The following is a 15,897-nucleotide window of genomic DNA, read 5'->3' as shown; positions in this document are numbered from 1 at the left end:
AGCGCTTCTGGCACTCCCGTGGCCGTGTGCGTCCGGCATTCGCCTGTGGCCCTGCGCCTGGCCGAGCGACACGCAGTGTGAACCCCCTGTGCGACACCCCCACCCGCGCCAACGCGGGCCATAACTAGAAAGGAGCATGCACCATGAAAACACCCTACCTTGCCGCGGCTTTAGCCTTGGGCAGCTTCAGCGAAGCGGCCCTGGCCGAAGCGGTCAGCCAGGCGTTCATCCCCCTGCAACGCGCGGCCTCCGCACAGGAGCAGGCACCCGGCTTCGTCGAAGGGCAAAGCCTGTCCGGCACCACGCGCAACTGGTACGCCCGCGAAACCGCCGCGCGCGGGCCGCTATGGCGCTACTACAAGGCCGATGGCACGCGCCACGACAGCCACAGCCGGGAAAACTGGCTGCAAGGCACCATCCTCAACTACAGCTCGGGCTTCACCCAGGGCACGCTGGGTTTCGCGGTAGAGGCCGCCGGCTACAACGCCGTGGCCCTGCTGCAAGACCGCGAGAAAGTGGCCGGCCCCAACAACCGCACCCTGACCCACAGCGACGGCGACGTGATCGCGCAATGGAGCAAGCTGGGCTTGGGCAACCTCAAGGCGCGCCTCTCCAATACCACCCTGACCGTCGGGCGCCACACGGTGGATACGCCGGTGATGGCCTACATCGGCAACCGCGCCCTGCCGTCGAGCTTCCAGGGGGCCAGCCTGCACAGCGCCGAGTTCGACACCCTGAGCTTCGATGCCGGCACCTTCGACCGCGTCTCGCCGCGTACCGAACAGAGCCTGAGCAAGTTCCGCAGCGAGTACGGCGCCACGGGCGTTGAAACCGACCGGGTGAGCATGTTCGGCTTCAACTACCAGCCGCTGGCGAGCTTGACCACCAGCCTATACGCGTCCAAGGTCGACGACTTCTGGAACCAGTACTACTTCGGCGCGGTGCACGAACTGGGCGACAGCGACACGCTGAGCCTGTCGACCGGCCTCAACTACTACAAGACCCGCGACACCGGCCAGCGCAAACTCGGCGAAATCGACAACGACACCTACAGCCTGTCCCTGGCCCTCACCCACCAGGCGCATACCGTTCAGGTGGCCTGGCAGCAGGTCAACGGCAACGAGTATTTCGACTACCTGCACGAAACCAACGGCATCTTCCTGGCCAACTCGCTGCTGTCGGACTTCAACGGGCCCAACGAGAAATCCCTGCAGCTCTCGTACGTGCTGAACATGGCGCCCTTCGGCGTACCGGGGCTCAAGTTCAACGTGTACAACGCGCGCGGCTGGGGCATCGACGGCACCCATTACCGCGGCACCGGCTACGACGTGGCCGGGTTGCAAGGCGAAACCCACTATGAGTACGGCATCGGCACCAGCTATGCGATCCAGAGCGGCCCGCTGAAGGACACGGCGATCCGCGCCACCTATACCACCCACCGCGCCAGCAAGAACCAAGGCGATGGCAGCCTGAACGAGTTCCGCGTGGTCACCACCGTACCGTTCAACATCCTTTGACAGCCACTGCCATGGCGCCCTGCCGCGCCATGGCAGCTATCCTGCAACGATCGCTCAGGAGATCGCATGAAAACGCCCGCACTCAACGCCGCCTTGCTGTCGCTGTGCCTGGGCCTGGCCGGCCAGGCGCTGGCCAAGCCCCTGGTGGTCTGCACCGAAGCGAGCCCCGAGGGCTTCGACGTGGCGCAGTACACCACCGCCGTGACCTTCGATGCCGCCGCCCAGACCCTGTTCAACCGCCTGGTCGACTTCGTGTCCGGCAGCACCGAACTGCAACCCTCGCTCGCCGAACGCTGGACGGTCAGCGACGACGGCCTGGTCTACACCTTCCACCTGCGCCGCGGGGTGCAGTTCCACCGCACCGCCTATTTCACCCCCACCCGCGAATTCAATGCCGACGACGTGCTGTGGAGCTTCCAGCGCCAGCTCGACCCCAAGCACCCCTGGCACGACAAGGCCAGCGTGGGCTTCCCCTATTTCGAAAGCATGGCCTTCAGCCAGTTGATCCGTTCGGTGGAAAAGACCGACCCCTATACCGTGGTCTTCACCCTCAAACGCCGCGAAGCGCCGTTCCTGCACGACCTGGCCATGGGCTTCACCTCGATCTACTCCGCCGAATACGCCGACCAACTGCTGGCCGCAGGCAAGACCGCCGAACTCAACAGCAAGCCAGTCGGCACCGGCCCGTTCGTGTTCCAGCGCTACCGCAAGGACGCGCAGATCCGCTACACCGCGCACCCCGACTACTTCCTCGGCGCGCCGCCGGCCGACACCCTGGTGTTCGTCATCACCCCCGACAACAACGTGCGCCTGCAAAAGCTGCGCGCCAACGAGTGCCAGGTGGCGCTGTACCCCAAGCCCGACGACGTACCGAGCATCGAGGCCGACCCGCAGTTGAAGGTGGCCTCGATCGAAACCCTGGTCACCAGCTACATCGCCCTCAACACCCAGCACCCTTTCCTCAAGGACGCGCGCGTGCGCAAGGCCATCAACCTGGCCTTCGACCGGCGCACCCACGTCGAGCAATTGTTCGGCCCTGGCAACGCGCTGGAGGCGACCAACCCCTTCCCGCCCACGGTGCTGGGTTTCAATAGCGACCTGCGCAACCCGCCCTACGACCCCGAGCAGGCCCGCGCCCTGTTGCAGGAAGCCGGTGTGCCGACCGGCACGGTGCTGACCCTGTTCACCCGCAACGGCGGCGGCCCGAGCAACCCCAACCCGCGCCTGTCGGCCGAACTGCTGCAAGCGGACTTGGCCAAAGTCGGTCTGGTGGTCGACATCCGCGTGATGGAGTGGGCCGAGATGTTGCGTCGCGGCAAACGCGGCGAACACGACCTGCTGGCCAGCGGCTGGGCGGGCGACAACGGCGACCCGGACAACTTCCTCACCCCCCTGCTGGGCTGCGAAGGGGCCAAGAGCGGCGAGAACTACGCCCGCTGGTGCGACCCGCGCTTCCAGACACTCATCGACCAGGCACGGGAAATCATCGAACCTGCGGCGCGCGGCAAACTCTATGAGCAAGCGCTGACGGTGTACGATGAGGCCCGGCCGTGGTTGAACATCGCCCACCCCAAGGTGTTCACCGCCATGCGCCGGAACGTCGAGGGCTTCCAACCCAGCCCGCTGACCAACAACAACTTCGCCACCACCCAGGTGAAGTAGTTCAGAACAACGATCGCCGGCACCGACAGGCAGCCGGCGGCACCTGCCGTGCCGGCTGACCGTCGCACGGCCTGAAGAGGTATCGACATCCATGCTGAGTTTCATTGCCCGCCGCCTGGGCCTGCTGATCCCGACCTTCTTCGGCATCACCCTGCTGACCTTCGCCCTCATCCGCCTGATTCCCGGTGACCCGGTCGAGGTGATGATGGGCGAACGCCGGGTCGACCCCGAGATGCACGCCCAGGCCATGGAGCGCCTGGGCTTGAACAAGCCGCTGCCGGCGCAGTACCTGGACTACATCGGCAAACTCGCCCACGGCGACCTGGGCGAATCGCTGCGCAGCCGCGAAAGCGTGTGGAGCGAATTCACCACCCTGTTTCCCGCCACCCTGGAGCTGGCCGGCGCCGCCTTGCTGTTCGCCGGGGTCGTCGGCCTGCTGGCCGGGGTGATCGCCGCGCTCAAACGCGGGTCGCTGTTCGACCACGGGGTGATGGGCATTTCGCTGGCGGGCTATTCCATGCCGATCTTCTGGTGGGGCCTGGTGCTGATCATGTTCTTCTCGGTCAGCCTGGGCTGGACACCGGTGTCGGGGCGCAACGACGTGCTGTTCGACGTGGAGCCGGTGACCGGCTTCATGCTCATCGACACCCTGCTCAGCGGCGAGGAAGGCGCGTTCAAGGATGCAGTGATGCACCTTATCCTGCCGGCCATCGTACTGGGCACCATTCCCCTGGCGGTGATCGCGCGCATGACCCGCTCCTCGATGCTCGAAGTGCTGCGCGAAGACTACATCCGCACCGCCCGTGCCAAGGGCCTGTCGCCGGCGCGGGTGGTGTTCATCCACGGCCTGCGCAACGCGCTGATCCCGGTGCTGACGGTGTTCGGCCTGCAAGTCGGCGCGTTGCTGGCCGGGGCCGTGCTGACCGAAAGCATCTTTTCCTGGCCGGGCATCGGCAAATGGCTGATCGAGGCCATCGGCGCGCGGGACTACCCCGTGGTGCAGAACGGCATTCTGCTGATCGCCTGCCTGGTGATCCTGGTCAACTTCGTCGTGGACATCCTCTACGGCCTGGTCAACCCACGCATCCGCCATCAGCGCTGAGGACTCGCCATGACCACGCCTACGCTCAAACCCATGGCCGCCGCCCAGCCGGTGGACCAAAGCCTGCTCTACCCCTCCCCCTACAAGGAGTTCTGGCACGCCTTCTCGCGCAACAAGGGCGCGGTGGCCGGGCTGTTCTTCATGTGCCTGGTGGTGTTCTGCGCCCTGTTCGCCCCCTGGGTGGCGCCGCACAACCCCAGCGAGCAGTACCGCGACTTTCTGCTCACCCCGCCGGTATGGCTCGACGGCGGCACCTGGCGCTTCGTGTTCGGCACCGACGAACTGGGCCGCGACCTGCTCTCGCGGCTGATCCAGGGCGCGCGCCTGTCGCTGCTGATCGGCCTGTCGTCGGTGGTGCTGTCGCTGATTCCGGGCATCCTCATGGGCCTGTTGGCCGGCTTCTTCCCGCGCATCCTGGGCCCGGCGATCATGCGCCTGATGGACGTGATGCTGGCCCTGCCGTCGCTGCTGCTGGCGGTGGCCATCGTCGCCATCCTTGGCCCTGGGCTGATCAACACGGTGATCGCCATCGCCATCGTGTCCCTGCCCTCCTATGTGCGCCTGACCCGCGCGGCGGTGATGAGCGAGCTGAACCGCGACTATGTCACGGCCGCACGCCTGGCCGGTGCCGGCCTGCCGCGGCTGATGTTCGTGACCGTGTTGCCCAACTGCATGGCGCCGCTGATCGTGCAGGCCACCTTGAGCTTCTCTTCGGCGATTCTCGATGCCGCCGCGCTGGGCTTCCTCGGCCTGGGCGTGCAACCGCCGACGCCCGAGTGGGGCACCATGCTGGCCTCGGCCCGCGACTACATCGAACGCGCCTGGTGGGTGGTGAGCCTGCCCGGGCTGACCATCCTGCTCAGCGTGCTGGCAATCAACCTGATGGGCGACGGCCTGCGCGACGCGCTGGACCCGAAACTCAAGAACGCCGCCTGAGGAGAACGCCATGTCCCTGTTGACGATCAACAACCTGAACGTGCGCTTCGGCGACGCCCATGCAGTACCCGTAGTCGATGGCCTCGACCTGTCGGTGGAGGCCGGCGAGATCCTGGCCATCGTCGGCGAATCGGGGTCGGGCAAGTCGGTGACCATGATGGCGCTGATGGGCCTGATCGATGCGCCCGGGCGCATCACCGCCGACACCCTGAATTTCAATGGCAGCGACATGCTGACCCTGAGCCGCCGGCAACGGCGCAAGGTGGTCGGCAAAGACATCGCGATGATCTTCCAGGACCCGATGACCGCGCTCAACCCGAGCTACACGGTGGGTTACCAGATCGAAGAGGTGCTGCGCCAGCACCTGGGTCTGAAGGGCCGTGCGGCACGCCAGCGCGCCCTGGAGCTGCTGCGCAAGGTCGAGATTCCCGCCCCCGAGAGCCGCCTGGACGCCTACCCGCACCAACTGTCGGGCGGCATGAGCCAGCGTGTGGCGATCGCCATGGCGATCGCCGGCGAGCCGCGCCTGCTGATCGCCGACGAGCCGACCACCGCGCTCGACGTGACCATCCAGGCGCAGATCATGGAACTGCTGGTGGCCTTGCAGAAGGAGCAGGACATGGCGCTGATCCTCATCACCCATGACCTGGCCGTGGTCGCCGAAACCGCGCGCCGGGTGTGCGTGATGTACGCCGGCCAGGCCGTCGAACTGGGCCAGGTCCCGACACTCTTCGACCTGCCGGCCCACCCCTACAGCGAGGCGTTGCTGGCGGCGATCCCCGAGCACAGCCTGGGCGCCGAACGCCTGGCCACCCTGCCCGGCATCGTGCCCGGCCGCTACGACCGCCCCCACGGCTGCCTGCTGTCGCCGCGCTGCCCGTACGTGCAGGACGACTGCCGCCAACAGCGCCCACCCCTCGAGCCCAAGGCGCATAGTCTGGCGCGTTGCTTGCACCCATTGAACCAGGAGGTGGCGTGATGGCCGTCGTTCTCACCGCTCGCGACCTGACCCGTCACTACAGCGTGTCCCGTGGCCTGTTCAAGGGCACGGCCGTGGTCCAGGCGCTCAATGGCGTTTCCTTCGAACTCGAAGCCGGCAAGACCCTGGCCGTGGTGGGCGAATCCGGCTGCGGCAAGTCCACCCTGGCCCGCGCCCTGACCCTGATCGAAGAGCCCAGCGCCGGCTCCCTGCAGATCGACGGCGTGGAAGTGGCCGGCGCTGGCAAGGCCGAACGCAAGCAATTGCGCCGCGACGTGCAGATGGTGTTCCAAAGCCCCTATGCCTCGCTCAATCCGCGGCAGAAGATCGGCGACCAATTGGCCGAGCCGCTGCTGATCAACACGTCCCTGAGCAAAGCCGAGCGCCGTGCACGGGTGCAGGCGATGATGGAGCAGGTAGGCCTGCGCCCCGAGCACTACCAGCGCTACCCACACATGTTCTCCGGCGGCCAGCGCCAGCGCATCGCCCTGGCCCGGGCGATGATGCTACAACCCAAAGTGCTGGTGGCCGACGAGCCGACCTCGGCGCTCGACGTGTCGATCCAGGCCCAGGTACTCAACCTGTTCATGGATTTGCAGCAGAAATTCGACACCGCCTACGTCTTCATCTCGCACAACCTGGCCGTGGTGCGCCATGTGGCCGATGACGTCCTGGTGATGTACCTCGGCAAACCGGTGGAGATCGGGCCGAAGACCGACCTCTACGACAAGCCGCTGCATCCCTACACTCAAGCGCTATTGTCAGCCACTCCGACCATCCACCCCGACCCGGCCAAGCCCAAGCTGCGCATCAGCGGCGAACTGCCCAATCCCTTGAACCCGCCCAGCGGCTGCACCTTCCACAAGCGCTGCCCCTATGCCACCGAACGCTGCGTCAACGAAGTGCCTGTGCTGCGCCCGGTGCATACCCGGCAGGTGGCTTGCCACTACGCCGAGCAGTTCCTCTGACGCTTGAAACGTCGACACGAAAAAGGGGCCGCGATTGCGGCCCCTTCTTCGTTCGACGCTCTTCGACTCAGTGCACGAAGATGGCGATCAGGATGATGATTGGAATTGGGATCCCGAGGAACCAAAGCAGCAATGAACGCATGGTGAATCTCCTTGATGAGTCGTCTTAACGAACGGTACGGGTAGTGGCGTAGGTGTCTTCGACGTAGACCACGCGGTCACGACGACGGCCACCGAACAGCGCGGCGAGGCTGGCGAAGAAGGCGCCGCACAGCAGGGCGACGAAGGTCCACAGCGCGGTCCAGGCAGCGACCTTGGTCGCGGTGTCGGCGGCTTGTTGGGCTTCGACCTTGGCTTGTTGCACTTGAGCCAGGACCTGGTCGACACGGGCTTCGGCTTCAGGCTGGGTCAGACGGGTGCGTTGGGCGACCAGTTGCGCGAGGTAGGTACGGTCGGCCGGCTCCAGGCTGCCGCCTTGGGCGATGCCGCGGGCCAGGATGCGGGTGGCGACGCCGTTGGCGGCATCTTCGCTCACGCTTGCAGGTGCATCGCTACGGAACAGACCGTCGACGAAGTAGCCCATAGGGTCGGCATTGTTCGACGAGCCATCGGCGGTGGCAGCAGCGGCGGCGCCTGCACCCGCTACTACGCTGGCACCGGCTTTGGCGCCTGCACCGATCACGTTACCGGCAGCGCTGACGATCAGCACGCCAGCAACCAGCACCGAAACGGCCCACGACAGGAAGCCATGCGCGGTATCACGGAAATACACCTCGTCGCCATGCAGGTTGGCCCACTTCACCCGCAGACGACCGGCGAGGTAACCGCCCGCACCCGAGGCGATGATCTGCGTCACCAGCAACCATACGATGGTCGAGATACCCAACGCTTGTGCGCTGGCGCCTTCGTTTTCCCAAGGCGAGGTCGCGGCGAAACCTAAACCGGTTCCCAGTACGACAAGGATGAGTGACAAGGACGCTGCGGCAGCAGCACCGGCGAAGATAGCGGCCCAGGATACGCCCGAGCGGTTCGGGGCCTCGGAGACAGCGGTTGGCAGATCGGCAGTGGTTATCATGACTCGGCGCCTTATGAAGGTGAGCAAAACTTTTGTGGGGCTTGCATAAGGGGACAGTGCAGCCTGCGTGCCAGATATGACCAAAAATGACTTTCAATTAAATCAAAGACTTACAGAAAATTTATTTCCTAGGATCGTGCGAAACGCCCGAAGCTATCCAAATGGAGTGGGCGTATTGCAGGGTCGCTGCGGCAACTGGACGCACACAGGCTCACCAGGCTTGTCGGCGCTGGTGCGGCGATGCACTATCGCGTCATGACTGCCCCCCTTCTTCGCGATGGCCCTGAGCAAACGCCGCTGACGGCAGACGTGGTCATGCGCTATCACCTGAGCTGGAAACACCGCGACCTAGACGCTGTGATGGCGCTCTATCACCCGCAGGTGCGCTACCACGACTATTTTCAGAACCGTGTGCTCGACTACGTCCAACTGCGCGACTACGTGAAGGTCTGCCTGCCCCACCACGCCGGGGAAGACATCGTGCACAGCGATCGGATTCGCGTGGACGGCTGCAAGGCGTTCATCCAGTACGAGGTGACGGTGCAGGGGGGCGAAGGGCTGGTCACCTTCCAGTCCAGCGAGGTCATCACCGTCAGCGACGGGCTGATCTGCCAGGTGAACGAATACGCGACCCTGGTGCGCGAGGCGCTCGCCAGCCGCGGCAACCGGCAAGCCCGCCCGGCCACGAGCCGCTTGGGGTTGTCGCCACGCCAGTTGAGCACCATGGCCCAAGATCTGGAACAGTACTTCCAGCGTCGCCGCCCCTACCTGGATCCCGAATTGGATCTGCAACGGGTGGCCAGCGAAAGCGGCTACAGCCGCAATCAGATTTCCTACCTGCTCAACCAGGTGCTGGGGCAGAGCTTCTACCGCTACGTCAACCAGGCGCGCTTGCAACATCTGCTGGGGCAACTGGAGACGGATTCGAGCGGCGCGCGTATCGACGAATTGGCCTTCGCTGCAGGGTTCAACTCGCTCTCGGCCTTCTACAAATGCTTCCGAGAACGGACGGGGCTTTCGCCCAAAGCGTACCTTTGCCAACAAGGAGCACGCTTCGACTGAAGCGCGCTCAGTGGATGGCGGTCGATCAGGTCATGGCGTCGGGGAAGACGACTTCTCCATCAGCCGTGATCTTGCCTTGCACTTGAGTACCGTCTTTGAAGACGAAGAGCCCGTCCGGATACAGCAACCCTTCATCGGGGTATTCGATGACGCCGTCCGGACTCAGCACGCTTTGATCGGGGAAGACGATGCTGTCGTCGGGCTGTAGTTGCGCATCGGGTATAAGCTTTTGAACATAGGGCCATGTATAGCTCCCCACACCCAGCACTGCCAGCACCGACCCTGCCAAAGACCCTAGTTGTTCCAAGCGTTTGAGCGCCTCGATCAGAGGTTTGGTCGCCGTCGGGGCGGGTTTGGGACGCGGCTTGGGCAATGGCGGTTTCTTGTAACCAGGGGGCGCCACAATGTGCGAACTGGCGGGGTGAGCAGGTTTTTTTGGAGGGCTCACCGGTGGCTTTATCGGTGGGTGCACGGGTGGATGCACGGGCGGCTTTCTCGGTGGGTGCACGGGCGGATGCGCGGGAGGCTTTTCCGGTGGATGCACAGGCGGATGCACGGGGGGCTTTACAGGGGGCTTCGCAGGATGGTGAGCAGGCGTGCCAGCCCCAGGCTTCTTGGGCGCTTTGGCGCATTGCTTGGGTAAATGAGCGTAACTTTTCATTGCAGTATCCTTATGGCAAAGAGTGCAGCGGCCATGAGGTTACAAATGTCCGAGCGTCTATAGAGCTGGATAGATACCGCTCGCTGGACCCGTTTTCTCTGCGTGCACGCACACAAGACATCGCCCCCATTCCCCGACTAGCATCCTCCGCACACCTGCAACGACAGTAGGAGCGGTAGCGATGCAAGCCTGGCGCACGATCAGCCTGTGGATGGACCAGCTCGACGAACCGCTCGACCCACGTCCGCCCCTGCAACACGACCTGGACGTCGACGTGTGCATCGTCGGCGCCGGCTACACCGGCCTGTGGACCGCCTACTACCTCAAGCGCCAGGCCCCGCACCTGCGCATCGCCATCCTCGAAGCCAACACCGCAGGCTTCGGCGCTTCGGGCCGCAACGGCGGCTGGCTGATGGGCAACCTGCTCGGCGAAGACCGCATGCTCGCCACGCTTTCGGCCCAGCAACGCCGCGCCAGCGTCGACCTGCTGCACAGCATCCCCGACGAAGTGCAGCGCGTGCTGCAGCGCGAAGGCATCGACTGCGACTACCGCAAGGCCGGGGTGATCTACTGCGCCGCCCGCTATCCGGAGCAGGAACGCCACCTGCGCGCCTACCTCGACGACCTGTACCGCCAGGGCATGAACGAGGACGACTACCGCTGGCTCAAGCCCGAGCAACTGGCCGGGCAACTGCGTGCCAGCAATGCCTATGGCGCGATTTTCTGCCCCCATGTGGCGACGATCCACCCCGCCAAGCTGGTGCGCGGGCTGGCGCGGACGGTCGAAGCGCTGGGCGTCACGATCTACGAAGGCACCCCTGCGCACGATTGGCATACCGGCGAAGTGCTGACTGCCCGAGCCCGCGTGCGCTGCCAATGGGTGGTGCCGGCCGTCGAAGGCTATGCCGCCAGCCTGCCGCCGCTTGGGCATTACCAGCTGCCGGTGCAGAGCCTGCTGGTGGCGACCGAGCCGCTGCCCCCCTCGGCTTGGGAGCAGATCGGCCTCAGCCAAGGCCAGGCGTTCAGCGAGGGCAGCCGTCAGGTGACCTACGGCCAGCGCACGCTCGACGACCGTCTGGTGTTCGGCGCGCGCGGCGGCTACCGCTTCGGCGGCCGTCTGCGCGAGGACTTCACCCTGAGCGAAGCCGAGGTCGAACTGCGCCGCTACCTGTTCGGCGAACTGTTCCCGCATTTGAAGCACGTGCGCATCAGCCATTCCTGGGGCGGCAACCTGGGCATGGCCCGGCGTTTCCGGCCGCACATGCTGTGCGACCGCCAACGCGGCCTGGCCCTGGCCGGCGGCTACGGCGGCGAGGGGGTGGGCGCCAGCAACCTGGGCGGTCGCACCCTGGCCGCACTGATCCTCGGCCAGCACAACGCACTCACCGCCCAGCCCTGGGTGCACGACAACCGTCCCCTGTCGAGCCTGGCCAGGTGGCCGCCCGAGCCGTGCCGCTGGCTGGGCTACAACGCGATCATCCGCAGCTTCGTGCACGAGGACCGCGTGCTCGCCGACCCGGCCAGCCCAGCCTGGCGTCGCCGCTTCGCCATCGGCCTGGCAGGGTTCATGGAAGGCTTCATGCACTGAGTTGCGCCCACCTTCATAGGAGACCCATCGCCATGCGCATCACCCAGTTCAAACACACCGACAGCACCGTGCTGGACACCTCCAGCCCGGTCGCCGTACCGCTCGGCGAGCCTGTGGCCGTCACCTCGGTCACCTGCGTGGAGCGCAGCGACGGGGTGGAAACCGGCATCTGGGAATGCACCCCGGGGCGCTGGCGGCGGCAGATCGTGCAGCAGGAGTTCTGCCATTTCATCAAGGGCCGCTGCACCTTCACCCCCGATGGCGGCGAGCCCCTGCTCATCGAAGCCGGAGACGCCCTGATGCTACCGGCCAACAGCACCGGCACCTGGGACATCCAGGAGACCGTACGCAAGACCTATGTGTTGATTTTCTGATCCGCCGATCCGCCTGCCGTTCTTCGACAACAACAGACCACGCAAGGTAAACCGGACATGCGCACACTCCTCCTCGCCCCCCTGATGCTGACCGCAGGCCTGGCCAACGCCGCCGACTCGGTGAAGATCTACAACTGGTCGAGCTACATCGCGCCCGACACGTTGCAGAACTTCCAGAAAGCCACTGGCATCGTGCCGACCTACGACGTCTACGACAGCAACGAAACCCTCGACGGCAAGCTGATGACCGGCCACTCCGGCTACGACGTGGTGTTTCCGTCCAACCACTTCATGGCCCGGCAGATCCAGGGCGGGGCCTTGAAACGCCTCGACAAGGCGCAGTTGCCGAATTGGCAGAACCTCGACCCGCGCCTGCTCAAGGTGCTGGAGGTGAACGACCCGGGCAACCAGTACGGCTTCCCCTACCTCTGGGGCAGCACCGGCATCGGCTACAACGTCGACAAGGTCAAAGCGGTGCTGGGCGAGGACGCGCCGCTCGACTCCTGGGACCTGATCTTCAAGCCCGAGTACCTGAGCAAGCTGAAAAGCTGCGGCGTGGCGATGCTGGACAACGGCCCGGAGCTGCTGCCCATCGCCCTCAACTACCTGGGCCTGCCGCACCACAGCCAGAAGCCCGAGGACTACGAGAAAGCCAAGGCGCTGCTGATGAAGGCGCGGCCGTACATCAGCTACTTCCACTCGTCCAAGTACACCGGCGACCTGGCCAACGGCGACGTGTGCGTGGTGGTGGGCTTCTCGGGCGACGTGTTGCAGGCGAAGAACCGCGCCGAAGAGGCGAAGAACGGGGTCAAGGTGGGCTACTCGATTCCCAAGGAAGGTGCGCCGCTGTGGTTCGACATGGTCGCCATGCCGGCCGATGCGCCGAACGAGAAGGCGGCCTACGCCTACATGAACTACCTGCTGCAGCCCGAGGTGATGGCCAACATCAGCGACTCGGTGCAGTACGCCAACGGCAACCTCAAGGCCAATGCCCTCGTGCAACCGGCGTTGACCCAGAACAGCATGGTCTACCCGAGCGACGCCGTGATGGGCAAGCTGTTCGCCCTGGAATCGATGCCGGCGAAGATCGACCGCATTCGCACGCGGATCTGGACGAGCATCAAGGCCGGCAACTGACGGTGTCGACGCGGACGAGCGTGCGGTCGGAACACCGGCGCACGCTCGTTCGGGCGATCAATGGTGCTCGCGGGTGGCGCGGAATTTCACGTCCGGCCAGCGCTCTTCCATCAGCGCCAGGTTGACCCGCGTCGGGGCCAGGTAGGTCAGGTGGCCGCCGCCGTCGATGGCCAGGTTCTCGAAGGCCTTGGTCTTGAAGTCTTCGAGCTTCTTCTTGTCGTCGCACGTGATCCAGCGGGCCGACCATACGGTGATCGGCTCGTAGGCGCACTCGACCTTGTATTCCTCCTTCAGACGGCTGGCGACCACGTCGAACTGCAGCACGCCGACCGCGCCGAGGATGATGTCGTTGCTGCGTTCTGGGAAGAACACCTGGGTCGCGCCCTCTTCGGCCAGCTGTTGCAGGCCCTGGCGCAGCTGCTTGGACTTGAGCGGGTCTTTCAGGCGCACGCGGCGGAACAGCTCCGGGGCGAAGTGCGGAATGCCGGTGAAGCCCAGCACTTCGCCTTCGCTGAAGGTGTCGCCGATCTGGATGGTGCCGTGGTTGTGCAGGCCGATGATGTCGCCGGCATAGGCCTCTTCGAGCTGTTCGCGCTCGGAGGAGAAGAACGTCAGCGCATCGCCCACGCGCAGGTCCTTGCCCAGGCGCACGTGGCGCATCTTCATGCCCTTCTCGTAACGGCCCGAGCAGATGCGCATGAAAGCGATGCGGTCGCGGTGCTTGGGGTCCATGTTCGCCTGGATCTTGAACACGAAGCCGGTGAACTTCTCTTCCACAGGCTCGACGGTGCGCTCGTTGGCTACCCGGCCCAGTGGGCGTGGCGCCCAATCGACCACCGCATCGAGCACGTGGTCGACGCCGAAGTTGCCCAGCGCGGTGCCGAAGAACACTGGGGTCAGCTGACCGTTGATGAACTCGTCCTGATTGAACTCGTGGCAGGCGCCCTGCACCAGTTCCAACTGCTCGACGAAGCTGTCGTACTGGTCGCCCAGGTGCGCGCGGGCCTCGTCGGAGTCGAGCTTCTCGATGATCTTGGTTTCGGTGCGCTCGTGGCCGTGCCCTGGGGTGTAGACGATGATGTAGTCGCCGGTCAGGTGGTACACGCCCTTGAAGTCGCGGTAGCAGCCGATCGGCCAGGTGATCGGCGCGGCCTTGATCTTGAGCACCGCTTCGATTTCGTCGAGCAGCTCGATGGGGTCGCGGATGTCGCGGTCGAGCTTGTTGATGAAGCTCACGATCGGCGTGTCGCGCAGGCGGCAGACGTCCATCAGGGCGATGGTGCGTGGTTCGACGCCCTTACCGCCGTCGAGCACCATCAACGCGGAGTCGACCGCGGTCAGGGTGCGGTAGGTGTCTTCGGAGAAGTCTTCGTGGCCGGGGGTGTCGAGCAGGTTGATCATCTGTTCGCGGTAGGGGAACTGCATCACCGAGGTGGTGATGGAGATACCGCGCTGCTTCTCCATTTCCATCCAGTCGGAGGTGGCATGGCGGTCGGACTTGCGCGACTTCACGGTACCGGCGACGGCAATGGCCTTGCCCATCAGCAGCAGCTTCTCGGTGATGGTGGTCTTACCGGCGTCGGGGTGGGAAATGATGGCGAAAGTGCGGCGCTTCGCGACTTCGGCGGCCTGTTGGGTCATGGGAAATCGCCTGACTGGGTCTTTGAAAAAGGGGCGGTATGATACCCGATCTTGCCGCCAGACCAAAGCTGTGGCAGCGGCCGGCCCGCGCTACCCCGCAGCACCCGGCCCGCCTGGCCGAAACACTAAACGGTAAGCGCGCTGGCGCTTGGCGTGAAACCAGTGTTTTCACTGGCCTAATCGCCTTCCAATGCCTGTTTTTTCCTGCCGAGCGCCACCCCAGGCAGTGGATCAACGCTAGCCAAATGCCTGCCAACGTGTAAACCTTTGTGCCCTTCGGAGACGTCCGCTCCCCTGCCGCACCCCGCGTTCCAGGGCTGGCGACACCTGCTTCACGAGCCTGACGAGGCTTGGCTCATGGCGTGATTGGCTGCCGCTCGCCGGCGCTGCGCCGCTACTCGCGAACCCACTGCCCGCCGCCGGCGATGTCGGTCTACCGGGACGTGCGTTCGCCGACCTGACAAAGGAGTCCACCTGTGGCTAGACGCTACGGAAAGGGGCTGATGGGATGGGCCGCCGTGCTCGTCATCCTGGCCCTGCTGATCCACTGGATCGGCCTCGACACGATCGCCCGCTACCAAGGCGACCTTGGCTTTTACCTGCAAGCGCACCTGGTGCTGGTGCTGGCTTCGATGGCGGCGGCGTTGGCCGTGGGCATCCCCGCCGGCATTGCCTTGAGTCGGCCGCACAGGGTCGACAAAGCCGAGCGCTTCATGCAGTTCTTCAACGTTGGCAACACCATCCCTCCCCTGGCCGTTCTGGCCATCGCCCTCAGTGTCCTAGGCATTGGTGCCGGCCCCGCGATCTTCGCGCTGTTCCTCGCCTCCCTGCTGCCCATCGTGCGCAACACCTACGAAGGCCTGAAGAACGTCCCGGCCTCCCTCAAGGAAGCCGCCACCGGCATCGGCATGACGCCGCGCCAGCAACTCTTGCAGGTGGAGCTGCCCAACGCCGTGCCCATCATCGTCGGCGGCGTGCGCGTGGCCCTGGCCCTGAACGTCGGCACTGCGCCCCTGTCGTTCCTGATCGGCGCCAACAGCCTGGGCAGCCTGATCTTCCCCGGCATCGCCTTGAACAACCAGCCGCAACTGCTGCTCGGCGCCGCCTGCACTGCACTGCTGGCACTGCTGCTCGACGCGCTGGTGAGTTTTTCCAGCAAGCGCTGGCTGGAACGCGGCCTGGCCCACTGAACGAG

Annotated in this window: 14 protein-coding genes; 11 read left to right on the top strand and 3 right to left on the bottom strand. The window is 65.0% G+C overall.

Annotated elements, in window-relative coordinates; translation table 11 throughout:
- Positions 1–143: 143 nt before the first annotated feature.
- The 6 genes from B4M43_RS00515 to B4M43_RS00490 all read left to right on the top strand — a co-directional run bounded on the left by B4M43_RS00515 (position 144) and on the right by B4M43_RS00490 (position 7,164).
- Positions 144–1,517 carry an OprD family porin gene (locus B4M43_RS00515; protein WP_296263096.1) on the top strand — a complete coding sequence of 458 codons (1,374 nt, stop codon included), beginning with the start codon at positions 144–146 and terminating at the stop codon, positions 1,515–1,517.
- 66 nt (positions 1,518–1,583) lie between these two features.
- The gene (locus B4M43_RS00510; protein ID WP_296263094.1) at positions 1,584–3,179 is read left to right on the top strand and encodes an ABC transporter substrate-binding protein; all 1,596 of its coding nucleotides are present in this window, start codon (positions 1,584–1,586) and stop codon (positions 3,177–3,179) included.
- Positions 3,180–3,270: 91 nt separating this feature from the next.
- Positions 3,271–4,281, top strand: a complete 1,011-nt coding sequence (locus tag B4M43_RS00505) for an ABC transporter permease subunit (RefSeq protein ID WP_296263091.1) — start codon at positions 3,271–3,273, stop codon at positions 4,279–4,281.
- Between the two features lie 33 nt (positions 4,282–4,314).
- Positions 4,315–5,217, top strand: coding sequence for an ABC transporter permease subunit (locus B4M43_RS00500; protein WP_414707803.1), 903 nt, complete (start codon positions 4,315–4,317; stop codon positions 5,215–5,217).
- A gap of 10 nt (positions 5,218–5,227) precedes the next feature.
- The gene (locus B4M43_RS00495; RefSeq protein ID WP_296263087.1) at positions 5,228–6,196 is read left to right on the top strand and encodes an ABC transporter ATP-binding protein; all 969 of its coding nucleotides are present in this window, start codon (positions 5,228–5,230) and stop codon (positions 6,194–6,196) included.
- On the top strand, positions 6,196–7,164 hold the full coding sequence (locus B4M43_RS00490; protein ID WP_296263086.1) for a peptide ABC transporter ATP-binding protein: 969 nt from the start codon (positions 6,196–6,198) through the stop codon (positions 7,162–7,164). The genes B4M43_RS00495 and B4M43_RS00490 overlap by 1 nt, the downstream gene beginning before the upstream one ends.
- A 166-nt stretch (positions 7,165–7,330) precedes the next feature.
- Here the strand turns inward: B4M43_RS00490 and B4M43_RS00485 are convergent, their stop codons facing one another.
- Complete coding sequence (locus B4M43_RS00485; protein ID WP_296263084.1) at positions 7,331–8,239, bottom strand: hypothetical protein; 909 nt, start codon at positions 8,237–8,239, stop codon at positions 7,331–7,333.
- A 255-nt stretch (positions 8,240–8,494) separates the two neighbouring features.
- Between B4M43_RS00485 and B4M43_RS00480 the strand changes: the two genes are divergently transcribed.
- Positions 8,495–9,301 (top strand): AraC family transcriptional regulator, encoded by an 807-nt coding sequence (locus tag B4M43_RS00480; protein WP_414707798.1) that lies wholly within the window; start codon positions 8,495–8,497, stop codon positions 9,299–9,301.
- Positions 9,302–9,326: 25 nt separating this feature from the next.
- Here B4M43_RS00480 and B4M43_RS00475 read toward each other — a convergent pair whose 3' ends face one another.
- Positions 9,327–9,674: a hypothetical protein gene (locus tag B4M43_RS00475; protein WP_296263080.1), complete on the bottom strand. Its 348-nt coding sequence runs from the start codon at positions 9,672–9,674 to the stop codon at positions 9,327–9,329.
- A gap of 469 nt (positions 9,675–10,143) precedes the next feature.
- Between B4M43_RS00475 and B4M43_RS00470 the strand changes: the two genes are divergently transcribed.
- From B4M43_RS00470 to B4M43_RS00460, 3 genes are read left to right on the top strand one after another with little or no spacing between them, the layout of a single operon-like run.
- Positions 10,144–11,550 carry an NAD(P)/FAD-dependent oxidoreductase gene (locus tag B4M43_RS00470; RefSeq protein ID WP_296263078.1) on the top strand — a complete coding sequence of 469 codons (1,407 nt, stop codon included), beginning with the start codon at positions 10,144–10,146 and terminating at the stop codon, positions 11,548–11,550.
- 32 nt (positions 11,551–11,582) lie between these two features.
- Positions 11,583–11,924 carry a cupin domain-containing protein gene (locus B4M43_RS00465; protein WP_296263077.1) on the top strand — a complete coding sequence of 114 codons (342 nt, stop codon included), beginning with the start codon at positions 11,583–11,585 and terminating at the stop codon, positions 11,922–11,924.
- A gap of 57 nt (positions 11,925–11,981) precedes the next feature.
- Entirely contained in the window at positions 11,982–13,061 is a 1,080-nt protein-coding gene (locus B4M43_RS00460; RefSeq protein ID WP_296263075.1) for a polyamine ABC transporter substrate-binding protein, read from the top strand.
- 57 nt (positions 13,062–13,118) lie between these two features.
- Here the strand turns inward: B4M43_RS00460 and B4M43_RS00455 are convergent, their stop codons facing one another.
- Complete coding sequence (locus B4M43_RS00455; protein WP_296263074.1) at positions 13,119–14,702, bottom strand: peptide chain release factor 3; 1,584 nt, start codon at positions 14,700–14,702, stop codon at positions 13,119–13,121.
- Positions 14,703–15,205: 503 nt separating this feature from the next.
- Between B4M43_RS00455 and B4M43_RS00450 the strand changes: the two genes are divergently transcribed.
- On the top strand, positions 15,206–15,892 hold the full coding sequence (locus B4M43_RS00450; protein WP_414707802.1) for an ABC transporter permease: 687 nt from the start codon (positions 15,206–15,208) through the stop codon (positions 15,890–15,892).
- Positions 15,893–15,897: the final 5 nt, after the last annotated feature.

The organism is Pseudomonas sp. UBA6562, assembly GCF_002434265.1.
Lineage (GTDB): Bacteria > Pseudomonadota > Gammaproteobacteria > Pseudomonadales > Pseudomonadaceae > Aquipseudomonas.
The sequence above is the reverse complement of the archived record's forward strand: the minus strand, read 5'-3'. Positions and strand labels throughout refer to the sequence as shown.